This is a genomic window from Nocardia lijiangensis NBRC 108240 (assembly GCF_001613045.1).
Classification (GTDB): domain Bacteria; phylum Actinomycetota; class Actinomycetes; order Mycobacteriales; family Mycobacteriaceae; genus Nocardia; species Nocardia lijiangensis.
The window spans coordinates 15381-27882 of the sequence record NZ_BDBP01000030.1; the positions used below are offsets into that span (position 1 = coordinate 15381).

10 protein-coding genes are annotated in these 12502 nt (G+C 68.3%); 6 read left to right on the top strand and 4 right to left on the bottom strand.

Annotated elements, in window-relative coordinates; all coding sequences use genetic code 11:
- The first annotated feature begins 24 nt into the window (after positions 1-24).
- The gene (locus NL1_RS11930) at positions 25-855 is read left to right on the top strand and encodes an exodeoxyribonuclease III (protein ID WP_067838000.1); all 831 of its coding nucleotides are present in this window, start codon (positions 25-27) and stop codon (positions 853-855) included.
- 19 nt (positions 856-874) lie between these two features.
- Here NL1_RS11930 and NL1_RS11935 read toward each other — a convergent pair whose 3' ends face one another.
- Together NL1_RS11935 and NL1_RS11940 are read right to left on the bottom strand one after the other, a co-directional pair.
- The gene (locus NL1_RS11935) at positions 875-1837 is read right to left on the bottom strand and encodes an oxygenase MpaB family protein (RefSeq protein WP_067838002.1); all 963 of its coding nucleotides are present in this window, start codon (positions 1835-1837) and stop codon (positions 875-877) included.
- Positions 1838-1904: 67 nt separating this feature from the next.
- On the bottom strand, positions 1905-3827 hold the full coding sequence (locus NL1_RS11940; protein ID WP_067838162.1) for an acyl-CoA dehydrogenase family protein: 1923 nt from the start codon (positions 3825-3827) through the stop codon (positions 1905-1907).
- Between the two features lie 152 nt (positions 3828-3979).
- On the opposite strand from NL1_RS11940, the gene NL1_RS11945 reads away from it, so the two are divergent.
- The 3 genes from NL1_RS11945 (at position 3980) to fahA (ending at position 7251) form a co-directional block, all read left to right on the top strand.
- The gene (locus NL1_RS11945) at positions 3980-4606 is read left to right on the top strand and encodes a TetR/AcrR family transcriptional regulator (RefSeq protein ID WP_067838164.1); all 627 of its coding nucleotides are present in this window, start codon (positions 3980-3982) and stop codon (positions 4604-4606) included.
- 270 nt (positions 4607-4876) lie between these two features.
- The gene (locus NL1_RS11950; protein ID WP_067838004.1) at positions 4877-6073 is read left to right on the top strand and encodes a homogentisate 1,2-dioxygenase; all 1197 of its coding nucleotides are present in this window, start codon (positions 4877-4879) and stop codon (positions 6071-6073) included.
- On the top strand, positions 6070-7251 hold the full coding sequence (fahA, locus tag NL1_RS11955; protein WP_067838167.1) for a fumarylacetoacetase: 1182 nt from the start codon (positions 6070-6072) through the stop codon (positions 7249-7251). The genes NL1_RS11950 and fahA overlap by 4 nt, the downstream gene beginning before the upstream one ends.
- 81 nt (positions 7252-7332) lie before the next feature.
- On the opposite strand, the gene NL1_RS11960 is transcribed toward fahA, so the two are convergent.
- Positions 7333-7557: a hypothetical protein gene (locus tag NL1_RS11960; protein ID WP_067838005.1), complete on the bottom strand. Its 225-nt coding sequence runs from the start codon at positions 7555-7557 to the stop codon at positions 7333-7335.
- A gap of 418 nt (positions 7558-7975) precedes the next feature.
- On the opposite strand from NL1_RS11960, the gene NL1_RS11965 reads away from it, so the two are divergent.
- On the top strand, positions 7976-10261 hold the full coding sequence (locus NL1_RS11965) for an MMPL family transporter (RefSeq protein ID WP_084510523.1): 2286 nt from the start codon (positions 7976-7978) through the stop codon (positions 10259-10261).
- A gap of 12 nt (positions 10262-10273) precedes the next feature.
- Here the strand turns inward: NL1_RS11965 and NL1_RS11970 are convergent, their stop codons facing one another.
- Positions 10274-10957 carry a TetR/AcrR family transcriptional regulator gene (locus tag NL1_RS11970; protein WP_067838008.1) on the bottom strand — a complete coding sequence of 228 codons (684 nt, stop codon included), beginning with the start codon at positions 10955-10957 and terminating at the stop codon, positions 10274-10276.
- 93 nt (positions 10958-11050) lie between these two features.
- On the opposite strand from NL1_RS11970, the gene NL1_RS11975 reads away from it, so the two are divergent.
- On the top strand, positions 11051-12445 hold the full coding sequence (locus NL1_RS11975; protein ID WP_156094815.1) for a lipase family protein: 1395 nt from the start codon (positions 11051-11053) through the stop codon (positions 12443-12445).
- The last annotated feature ends 57 nt before the right edge of the window (positions 12446-12502 follow it).

A 12502-nucleotide genomic window follows, 5' to 3' on the forward strand; every position in this document is an offset into this window, starting at 1 on the left:
CCGACAGCAAGAGGAAGGCATTTCGTGCGACTGGCGACCTGGAACGTCAATTCGATCCGCTCCCGTCTCGACCGGGTGGCGGCCTGGCTGGATCGCCAGGACATCGACGTGCTCGCCATGCAGGAAACCAAGTGCCGCGACGACCAGTTCCCGTTCGAACGCTTCGAGGAACTCGGCTACGAGGTGGCCCACCTCGGCATCAACCAGTGGAACGGCGTGGCGATCGCGTCCAGGGTCGGCCTGGAAGACGTCGAGCTGGGCTTTCCTGCCCAACCCGGTTTCGACAAGGACGCGGGCGAATCCCTCATCAGCACACCGGTCGTCGAGTCGCGCGCGCTCGGCGCGACCTGCGGCGGCGTGCGCGTCTGGAGCCTGTACGTACCCAACGGCCGTGCACTCGCCGACCCGCACTACACCTACAAGCTCGAATGGCTGAAGACGCTGCGCGACAACGCCGCCGCGTGGCTGACCGAGGACCCGAACGCCAAGATCGCGCTGGTCGGCGACTGGAACATCGCGCCGACCGACGACGACGTGTGGTCGCCCGCGTTCTTCGAGGGCAAGACGCACACCTCCCAGCCCGAGCGCGACGCCTTCACCGCCATGGTGGACACCGGCTTCGCCGACGTCATGCGTCCCTTCGCCCCCGGGCCCGGCGTCTACACCTACTGGGACTACACCCAGCTGCGCTTCCCGCGCAAAGAGGGCATGCGCATCGATTTCGTCCTCGCCTCCCCCGCCCTCGCCGCCGCCACCACCGACGCGGGCGTCGACCGCGAGGAGCGAAAAGGCAAGGGCGCCAGCGATCATGCCCCGGTCGTCGCCGAATTCGACATCCCCGTAGAGCGCCGCTGACGGCGGCGAGGTTTGTGTCTCAGCCCGCCGACGCGTTGCCGCCAGCGGCCCGGCCGTAGCGTTCGCGAGCCTGTTTCGGGGTAACCGTGACCGGGTGCTGCGGTACCCCGGCGGCAAGGTGTTCCCGGTAGAGGCGCGCGGTCATCGGGCCGAGGAAACTACCCAGCACGGCGAGCTTCGCGCGCTCGCTGCCGAGCACCTTGATCGCGGCGCGCATCGGCAGCCGGTAGGCGGCGTCGACGAGGGCGGGCTGATCGAAACCACCGGTCGACCGCATCCAGGCGGGGAGCGTGGCGATCGCCGCCGGTGCGACGAGGCGGCTGCCCGCCCATAGCTTGAAGCCCCGGTCGCGCGGGGTGTGCAGCAGGTAGTGCATGCCGCGGTGCGTGCGTTCGGAACTGCACAGCGTCGGACGGACTGCGGCGAAGTACTCGCGGACCTCCGCGCGCGACGACGGCACGTCGGCGGGCTTGCAGGTCTGCAACTCCGCGGCGATCACGCATTCGGCCCAGTAGCGCCGTTCCTCCTCCGGCGAGAGCGGGCCGGGCCCGTAGACCTCGTAGCACTTGAGCACCGAATGCCAGCCCGTGACGTGGATCCACAGCTGGGACGCGGGATTGTTTGCGCTGTAACGCTTTCCGGTGATGGGCTCGACGCCGGTCGCCTGGGCGTGCACCGTCATCAGGCGCTCGGACGCCTCGATGGCCATCCGGCTGTCGGCGACGGCGGCGATGAGGAAGTAGGCGAAGGTGTGGTCGAGCCTGCCGGTCGGATCCTTGTAGATGCCCTCGACATCGGCGACCGCCGCGGTCAGCGCCGGGTCGAAGTGTTCGAGCACCACCGAACGCTGGAAGCCGATGACCGCGGTCGGCGCGGTCCACACCTTCCAGGTCGGTGAGTCAGGGCCGAAGAATCCGTAGTCGACCTCCCGGATGGTCCGGGCGGGCGCGTCGAAATGCGGACGCGTTGCGGCGGTGGTCATCGTCTGCTCCCTTGCATGCGATGTTCCGGGCTTGCCGGAGATTCCTTCATGACGGTGGTGATCGGGCCTACGAGTTCATTTCGTAGGCGCCTGCGTGCGCGCGAGCCTCGGCGAGCACCTTGTCGAAGCGGGCGGCATCGAACGCGGGGCGGCGGACCAGGTCCAGCGCCCTTGCCTGCTGCGCCTTGGTCGCGTTCGGCTTGCTGTGCAGGGCGAGCGCGTTCTTGGCGAATTCCCGCACGAAGACGTCGAAGAGCTGGTCGAGCACGGCGGCGTCGGTGTGCTCGATCGCGGCCTGCTCCAGGATCAGCTGCGCGTACGGGATCGCCGTGAACAGTTCCCCGATCGCGAAGAGGAAGTCCACGTCGCGCTGCTGTTCGGCGGTGGGCGCGGCCGCGGCGAGCAGCGTCTGGAAGGACAGCGCCTGCTCCAGGAACACCGCGACGTTCGGCACGTGCGCGAACTTCTCGAACACCGGACGCCAGTCGGCGAACCGGATGCGGCCGAGACCCGCGCTCGGACCCTGCCGGAACAGGAATTCGTCGTCGGCGGCGTCGCGGCGGGTCGGCACCTCGGGGTACCGCGCGGCCGCGAGTTCCGCGCGCAGCTTGGGCACGGCCGCACCCGCCCGCGGGGCAAGCCGGCGGCTGGACCAGCTCAGCGCCGAGGACACCGCCCGCACCGCACCCTTGGGCGCGGCGGCCGTGCCGGGCAGCACGCGCAGTGCGGCCAGTCCGGCATCGGACGGGTGGAACATGTAGTTGGCCAGGAACTTCAGCGACAGCGCCATGTTCACGTGCACCGTGCCCTCCAGGCGGGGCAGCCCGAACAGGCCGAGCATGGCCATCGGGAAGTACATGTCGTTCTCGAAGCCGCGGGCGGCGATCACGTCGGCGAGATCCTCGATGATGCGCTGCCCCTGGCGCGTCACGGTCATCTTCTCGATCGCGTTGAACAGCAGGTAGCGCCGGTCGTCCGGGGACGCCGAGCGCAGATAGTCGATGGCTCGCTCGCTGTAGAGCTTCATGCCGATCAGCCGGGCGTAGGAGTCGGTCAGCAGCGAGCGCACCTGCGGGAACTCGGTCACCCTGTGCCCGAACAGGATTCGATTCTCGGCGTGCGTGATCGACTCGTAGAAGGCGTGTTCGCAGGCGCCGACGGCGCCGAAGCCGAGGTTGAACTTGCCCACGTTGACGGTGTTCATCGCGGCGTGGAAGGCGGCCTCACCGCGATGCAGGATGTCCTCTTCGGCCACCGGATACTGCTCCAGATCGAAAGCGGCCACGTACATCTGGCTGTCCACCACATTGCGGCGCAGCTTGTAGTTCTTGTGCTTGCTGTCCGCGACGAAGAACAGATACCCCTCGTAATCATCCTGCGCCGGTTTGGCATTCAGCGCCTTGGCGCTGTCGATGATCGGCATGTCGGCGCGGCGGCCGAACACCGAGACCATCCCGGCCAGGTTGCCGTTGCCGATGTAGTGCTTGCTGCCGGTCGCGGTGAAGCCGCCGCCGCGCTTGGGCTTCAGCACCATGTCGGTGGAGTACACGTCGGCGCCGTGCTCCTTCTCCGAGAGCCCGAACGCGAAGATCTCGCCGGAGTCGAGCAGCGCCGCCGCGCGCTGCTTGGCGGCCTTGTTGTCGCTCTGCCAGATCGGGCCGAGCCCGAGGATGGTGACCTGCCAGACGTACCAGTAGGACATGCCGTAGAAGCCGAGGATCTTGCTCATCATCGCGATCCGGCCGGTGTCCCAGCGCTTGTTCGGATCGCCGTTGGCCTCGGCCGCCGGGGTGAGGAAGGTCGCGAAGACCCGCTCACGCTTGACGAAGTCGAGGAACTCGGAGTACCAGACGCGCTCCCGGTCGTCCCGCTTCAACGCCGCCTTGCCGCGCACCTCGAACCACTCGACCGTGGCGCGCAGCAGCCGCCGGGTCTCGGCGTCGAACTCGGCGAACTCGCAGGTCTTCGGGTTGAACAGGGTCTCGGTCATCGGTGGCTCCTCGGCCGTGTCGGCGGCGCCCGGCGTCCGACCGGGCCACTTCATTCACGAATGTAGCATTATTGTTCATCAGTGTAGGAAACTGAGCAAGGGCCGCCCGACCTGGGAGAAAACCGGAGGACTTCGCTGCTATGTTGGTGCCCATGGGTACCGAGCAAGCCGTGCGACCGCGTCAGCGGGCACGGCACCTCGGACCGGAACGCCGCCGCCCGCAGGTGCTCGACACGGCGCTGGCCATCGCCGTCGAGCACGGCGTCGCGTCCGTCACCATCGCCGCCGTCGCCGAGCGGATGAACGTCACCCGGCCGGTGATCTACGCCTGCTTCGCCGATCGCGTCGAACTCATCCAGGAACTCATCCGCCGCGAGGAGGCCCATCTCGTCCGAGGCCTGCTCGAGGCCACCCCGCGCCGCGCGGTCGACGCGGGCGAGACCGTCTTCGTCGAGGGTTTCCAGACGCTGCTGGAGATCGCCGCGGCCCGGCCGGATTCGTGGCGGCTGCTCTACGGCAATCCCGATCCCGCCGTGGCGGATTCGTTCGGCCGCGGCCGCAAGCTCGCGGTCGAGCGCTGCACCGAGCTGCTGCGCCCCACATTGCGCGCGTGGGGCACCGAAGACGCCGAGCGGAAGCTGCCGATCCTGGTGGAGCAGTGGGTCTCGGCCGGTGAGGGGGCGGTGCGCTCGCTGCTGGCCGACGAGGGCGACTGGACGCCGCAGACGCTCGGCGCCTTCGTCGGCGCCGCGGTCTATCGCGCGCTGCGCCAGGCCTGACCCGCTGGTCGAACGAAATCCGCCCGTGGTGGCCGCGGCGAAGGCACGCCCCGATCGCCGCCGGACTCGATCCGCCCGAAGCCCACGCGGCCAGCTCTCGTCCGGTATTTCTCCGGCGATCCCGCTTGGTTGTAGTCGAGATGCCGCCGAGTGGATCGATACATCGGCAGATTTGCACCCACACGGGCGCGTTTCCCGATCGTCTCGGGCGTCGGCTCACTACGATGGACGTCGACTGATCCGACCGGCGATCTGGCGGGAGGTGCGAGCATGGCGTTCTATCGGCAGGTCGGCGCGGTGCCGCCGAAGCGGCACACCCAGCACCGCGACGAGCAAGGCAGGCTCTACTACGAAGAGCTGATGGGCGAGGAAGGGTTCTCCGGCGATTCCGCGCTGCTCTATCACCGCGGCCTGCCACCCGCGATCGTCGACGCCACGGTCTGGGAGCTGCCGGACCAGACGACGACGACGAACCATCCGCTGCGCCACCGGCATCTGCGCCTGCACGATCTGTTCCCCGGCGACACCGCGGCCGAGACCGATCCGGTGACCGGCAGGCGGCTGCTGCTCGGCAACGCCGACGTGCGGATCTCCTACGTCGCGGCCAAGGGTGCCTCGCCGTTGTACCGCAACGCCATCGGCGACGAACTGGTGTACGTGGAAGCGGGCGAGGCCACCGTCGAGACCGTCTTCGGCGCGCTGCCCGTCCGCCAGGGCGACCAGGTCCTCATCCCGCGCGCCACCACCCACCGCTGGCTGCCCACTGGGCCGGAACCGTTGCGCGCGTATACGATCGAGGCCGCCAGCCACATCACGCCACCCAAGCGGTACCTGTCGAAATTCGGCCAGCTGCTGGAGAATTCACCGTACTGCGAACGAGACCTGCACGGCCCGAACGGTCCGCTGCTCGAATCCGGTACCGACGTCGAGGTGCTGGTGAAGCATCGCGCGAGCGGCCGCGTGGTCGGCACCCGCATGATCTACGCGACCCACCCGTTCGACGTGGTCGGCTGGGACGGGTGCCTGTACCCCCTGACGTTCAACATTGCCGACTTCGAGCCGATCACCGGGCGCGTGCACCAGCCGCCGCCCGTGCACCAGGCGTTCGAGGGGATCAACTTCGTGGTGTGCAATTTCGTGCCGCGCAAGGTCGACTACCACCCGCTGTCGATCCCGGTGCCGTACTACCACTCCAATGTGGACTCCGACGAGATCATGTTCTACTGCGGCGGAAACTACGAGGCGCGCAAGGGGTCCGGAATCGGACCGGGCTCGGTGTCGGTCCATCCTGGCGGCTACGCGCACGGACCGCAGCCCGGCGCCTACGAGCGCAGCATCGGCATCGAGTTCTTCGACGAACTGGCCGTCATGGTGGACACCTTCCGGCCGCTCGAACTCGGGGAGGGCGCGCGGGCCTGCGAGGATCCCGCCTACGCGTGGACGTGGTCCGGTCGGGGACCGCAGTGAGGGCCCGCCTCGAGACACCGGACGATTCGCTGTTCGGCCCGGACAACCTGCCCTACGGGGTCTTCGCACCGCCCGGCGGCGGACATCGGATCGGTGTGCGGTTCGGCGATCAGGTCATCGATCTCGCTCTGGCGCTGGATGATTCGGCCTTCGTCGCGACCGACCTGAATCCGCTTCTCGCGCGAGGACCCGCGCGCTGGCGCGAGGTACGCGAGCGGGTGCGCGAACTCGTCGAGTCCGAACTTCCCGTCGAGGCGGTGCATTCGCTCGCGGACGTGTCGATGGCGCTGCCGATCCGCGTCGGCGACTACGTGGACTTCTACGCGAGCATCGACCACGCCACCAACCTCGGACGCCTCTTCCGCCCGGATGCCGAACCGCTGCTGCCGAATTGGCGGCATCTGCCGGTCGGCTACCACGGCAGGGCCGGAACCGTCGTCGTCTCCGGCACCGATATCGTCCGGCCGCACGGCCAGCGCAAAACGGACTCGGGCGCACCGGATTTCGGTCCCGCACGGCGGCTGGACATCGAGGCCGAACTCGGCTTCGTCGTGGGCGTCGGTTCCGAAATCGGCACGCCGATCGACATCGCCGAGGTCGAGGACCACCTGTTCGGCGTGGCACTGGTCAACGACTGGTCGGCGCGCGACATTCAAGCCTGGGAGTACCAGCCGCTAGGACCGTTCCTCGGCAAATCGTTCGCGACCTCGCTGTCGGCCTGGGTAACACCGCTGGCCGCCCTCGATGCGGCGCGGATCGCGCTGCCGGAGCAGTCGCCACCGCCGCTGCCCTATCTCACCGCCGCGGACCCGTGGGGGCTGGACATCGACCTGACCGTGCGCTGGAACGGCCACACCGTCGCCCATCCTCCCTACGGTCGCATGTACTGGTCACCCGCGCAGATGCTGGCGCACCTGACGGCCAATGGCGCCGCCACCCGCACCGGCGACCTCTTCGCCTCGGGCACCATCTCCGGCCCCGATCCGGACCAGCGCGGGTCGTTCATCGAATTGTCCTGGGGTGGAAAGGAACCCGTGCCCGTCGGCGACGAGAAGCGGACGTTCCTGGAGGACGGTGACGACGTGGTGATCACCGCCTCGGCACCGGGAACCGGCGCGGCCCGCATCGGGCTCGGCGAGGTGCGCGGGCGGATTCTGCCCGCGCGCAATCGGTCCTGATCTATTCGGCCCGATGCCCGCAAGGCAACGGCCTGCCACCGCGAAAGCCTGCCTTGCGGGCGGTTATTGGAGCCTCAGAAGTCAGAGCCGGATGATGCGCCCAGCCACACCCCATCCGGCGCTGGACCAGTTGGGGCCGAAGCACGCCACCGTGCCCGCCTGTCCGACAGGCAGGTCCTGGCGCACCGTGAACTGGCCGAGGGCCGGCGGAAGGGCGGCGAAGTTGTATCCGATGCAGTCGACCTCGAGCCGGTAGCTGCCCGCACCGCCTTGGCAGATCCCGTTGTAGGCCCACGGTCCGTTCATCGATCCTGAGCAACCGGGCTCGGCGGCAGCCGTTCCGGTGGCCGTCCCCGTGAGGGCGACTGCCACAGCGGGAGCTGCCAGACACATCGCTATTGCTCGAGCCGAGATTCGCATACTGAGCTCCGAATGTTGTTGGGGATTGATTACATGGGATGTATTCGACGCTGTGGCGCAACACGTTACAGAGTTGAGGCTGTGGCAAGGAGGCGAACGCGCACGAATCGCGGACGCGCGGTAGTCGGAGGTTCACCGAGATCGGCGCGGACTCCAAAGCGGGAGATAGCCCCGGTTCCCTAATAGTGATGGCTCACACTTCTATCCACAGACGTGCTCAGCATCACCATCGCTGCCGATTCAGTTCGGTCGGCCGTCCGGTCTACGGTTCGGGGGATCACCCATCGGAGGGGAGCCCGCGGCCATGTTGACCACCCTCGCTCGGTTCGCCGCAGCGCGCCCGCGCGTCGTTCTCGGCATCGCGCTCCTGCTGATGCTGCTGTGCGGCCTGTTCGGGGCGACCGCGCAGTCGCACATGAAGTCCGGCGGGTTCGTCACCGAGGACCTGGATTCGGTGCGGGCCGGCGAGTTCATCACCGACCACTTCACCGGCGGGGACCCGAACTACGTCCTGCTCATCCGCGCCGAGGACGGGGTGGACAGCGCGGCCGCCAAGGCGGCCGGACAGCGAGTCACCGATCAGCTGCGCACCTATCCCGAGGTCAGCGGCATCCAGTCGTATTGGTCGACGCGGCCCGACCTGGCGCAGGCGCTGCGCGGCGCGGACGGTCGAAGCGGGCTCGTCGTGGCCAGCATCGAGGGTGACGACGGCGAACTCAGCGAGCGCGCGGCGAAGATCAGCGCGGTGGTCCAGAGCAGCGACGAGGGCGTTACCGTTCAGGCGGGCGGGTTGGCCGCCACTTTCGCGGACATGAACGCGCAGATCAGCGAGGACCTGATCGTCGCGGAGGCGATCGCTTTGCCGCTGACCGCGCTCTTGCTGATCCTGGTGTTCGGCAGCGTGGTCGCCGCCGCGCTGCCGGTTGCGATCGGCCTGTTCGCGATCGCTGCCGCGATGGGCATTCTGCGGGCGCTGACGGCGATCACCGACGTCTCGATGTACGCGCTGAACATGACCACCGCGCTCGGTCTCGCGCTGGCCATCGACTACAGCCTGTTCATCGTCAGCCGCTACCGCGAGGAACTGGATCGCGGCCTGGATCCCGCTGCGGCCGTGGTGCGCTCGATTCAGACGGCCGGACGCACCGTGGTGTATTCGGCCTTGGTGGTCGCGCTGTCGCTGGCGGCACTCGCCGTGTTTCCGCAGTACTTCTTCAAGTCGTTCGCCTACGCGGGCATGGCGGTGGTCGCTGCGGCGGCGGGCGCCGCGGTGATCATTCTGCCCGCGATTCTGGTGCTGGTCGGCGATCGGGTGAACGCCCTGGACCTGCGGGTCCCGTTGCGCCGCATGCTCGGTCGGCCCGCACCCGCGGAGCGCGCGCCGGAGCGAAGCCTGTGGTACCGGTGGGTCGTCGGGGTGATGAAGCGCGCCGCGCCGGTCGCGGTGATCACGACCATCGGACTGCTGCTACTCGGATCCCCTTTCCTATCCGCGCATTTCGGCTATCCCGATGATCGAGCGCTGACGCAGTCCGCGCCGAGCCGCCAGGTCGGTGACGCGCTACGCAGCGACTTCTCCGCCGACCTCGGCGCGAGCGCCTATGCCGTGCTGCCCGAATTCCACGGCAGCCAAGCCGAAATCGGGGCGTACGCCGCGGCGCTGTCCAAGGTGGCCGACGTGCCCGCGGTGTTGTCGAGTGACGGCGTCTACGTCAACGGCCTGCGGGCGGCCGCCGCGCCGCCCGGGATGTCCGGCGCGGAAGGCGCTTTCCTGTCCATCGGGACCCGGCTCGATCCGTACTCGACGGCGGGCAAGGATCAGCTCGCCGAGTTCCGTGCGATCCCGGCACCCGGCGATGTGCTGTTCGGCGGCGCGGCCGCGCTCAACCAGGATTCGGTCTCCGCGATCGCCGACCGGCTGCCGCTTGCCGGCGCGCTCATCGCCGTCACCACCTTGCTCCTGCTGTTCCTCTTCACCGGCAGCCTGCTGCTTCCGGTGAAAGCCCTACTGCTCAACATCCTTTCGCTGGCCGCGACCTTCGGCGCGATGGTGTGGATATTCCAGGACGGGCACCTGTCCGGACCGCTCGGCTTCACCCCGACCGGAAAACTCGACCTCGCGATGCCGATCCTGATGTTCAGCCTCGCGTTCGGTGCGTCGATGGACTACGAGGTGTTCCTGCTCTCCCGGATCAGGGAGGAGTGGCTGGCGGGCGAGAAGACCGCGGCGGGCAATACCCACGCCGTCGCCATGGGTGTGGCGAGGACCGGCCGGATCTTCACCGCCGCCGCGCTGTTGATGAGCATCGTCTTTCTGGCGCTGGCCAGTTCCGGTGTCGCGGCCATGAAGCTGTTCGGCATCGGGTGCGCGCTCGCGGTGCTCAGCGATGCGACGGTGATCCGAGCGCTGCTTGCACCGGCGCTGATGCGGGTGATGGGGACCGCCAACTGGTGGGCGCCCAAACCTCTTGCGGCGCTGCACCGGCGCTTCGGATTGTCCGAGGAAACGGAGCGAGACGTGGTCCTCACCACTGGGACCGACGCTGGGCGGGCGCCCGTCGACAAGGTTCCCTCCGCGGTGCACGAATAGCGCCGCAGAGCCCTACGACTGCATGCCCCGCCCGACGTAGACCACGCCGACGAATTCGGTCAGATCGTCGATCAGCGTCTGCACGTCGTCACGTGCGCCGCCGTCGTCGTGGTGGTGCAGCCAGTCGGCGACCAGCTCGAACAAGCCGCCGATGGTGGCAAGGGCCAGGGCCAGCCGCCTGCGCTGAGCGCGCTCGTCCGGCGCGGGGCCCATCGACCACTCGCCGTCCAGGAATGCCGCCGCCCAGCGCCGGTTGCCGCGGCGCTGCTTCTCCACCGTCGGCGAAATGCCGCCCGCCTCACCGAAAGTCACCTTTGCCAGGCGCGGGTCGTCGGCGATCGCGTGCACGAACGCGCCGATGACCGCCGCCGCGCGCTGCGACCAGTCGAGCTCCGACACCTCCGCCGCCACCTCGGCCACGCGCTGCTGGATCTGCACCGTGATCTGTTCGAGCAGCGCGGTGTAGCAGGCCTCCTTGCTGTCGAAATGGTCGTAGAACCCCTTCGTTCCGACGTAGGCGCGCTGACAGATCTGTTCGATCGATGTACCCGAAAAGCTTTGTTCGGCAAACAGTTCGGTCGCGGCCTCCAGCAGTTGACTGCGTCGCTGCGCGCTGCGCTGCTCGGCGTCGAGGCCGCGGATCCGGCGCCGGGCCGGGGCCGGGCGGGATCGCGCGGCGGATTCGCTGCGGGTCATGTCACGACGATAGCGGTAGCCATTTCAGAAAGATGTCTTGTTGGTAACGCGAACTCGTGCTGTAATCGCTGCACCGATGAGGGAGGGACCGAGGTGTCAGTGATCAAAGGCGATCCGGCCGTGGGAAGCCCGGCGTTCGTTCGCGTCGTCGTCGCGGTGATCGTCGCCATCGCGGCCACCGCGCTCTCGGGCGGCGGCTCGGTAGTCCCGGCCGCGGCAATGCCGCTGCCGCAGCATGATTCGTTCTACGAGCCGCCCGAGGACTTCGCGAGCGCCGAGCCGGGGACCGTGCTCCGTTCGCGCGAGGTGCAGCTTGCCGTGCTCACGCTGCTACCTCTGAACGTGCGATCCTGGCAGCTGCTGTATCGCACGACCGACCTGTTCGACGAACCCGCGGTCGCGGTCACGACCGTGGTGCTGCCCGCGGGCGCCGACCCGAACCGCCCCCGGCCGCTGGTGTCGCTGCAGTTCTACTACGACAGCGCAAGCCCGTCCTGCGCACCGTCGTATGTGCTGCGGCAGGGTTCCGGGCTGCCCGGCGTCGAGGGCATCCATTCCAACAGCGAGCTGATCGCGCTGGCCGCGCTGATCAGTCAGGGCTGGGCCGTGTCGATTCCGGACTACGAGGGTCCGCTCGGTCATCTCGCGGTCGCCAAGGAGCCCGGGTACATGACCCTCGACGGGATCAGGGCCGCACAACGATTCGAGCCGATGGGCTTGGACGGCGCGAATACTCGTGCGGCCCTGTGGGGTTACTCCGGCGGCGGGATGGCCACCGGGTGGGCCGCCGAGATGCATCCGAGCTACGCGCCGGAGCTGAACATCGAGGGCGCTGCCCTCGGTGCGCCCGTCTCGGACGTCGAATCGCTTTTGCACGTCAACGGATCCCTGTTCGCCAGTCTGATCGGCATCGGGATCGCCTCGCTGTCCAACGCCTATCCGACCTTCCGTGAGGTGACCTACCGGCACCTCACGCCGGAGGGCAGGGCGCTCATGGACCGCACCAACGCGCAGTGCCTCCCGCGCAACGCGCTCACCCAGATGTTCGTGAACTACCAACGGCTGCTGACGATTCCGATCGCGGAGTACCTCGCGCTGCCGGAGATCCGCGAGGTCTTCGACGCGACGGTACTCGGCGGCAATACCCCGACCGCGCCGATCCACCTGTACCAAGGCGTCTTCGACGAAGCGGTGCCGGTGTGGACGAACGACCGCCTCGCCCAACGGTATTGCGCGGCGGGCGGCTCCGTCGTCTACACACGCGATCACCTCAGCGAGCACTTGACGCTGCCCTCGCTCGGCATGGCGGACACCTTCGACTGGTTGAAGGGCAGGCTGGCGCCGAATCCGCCGGAACAGGTCGGCTGCCGGACCGAGAACGTGGTCTCCATGCTCGCCGACGTCGACGCGCTGCTGACCCAGATCGAGATCAATCTGAATGCCGGCTTCGGCGCACTCGGGTTCCCGATCGGCCCCCGCGAACGCTGACCGCGCATGCCTGCGACCCTGACCTGAATCGGACCGGTCGCGGATTTTGTCCCGGGA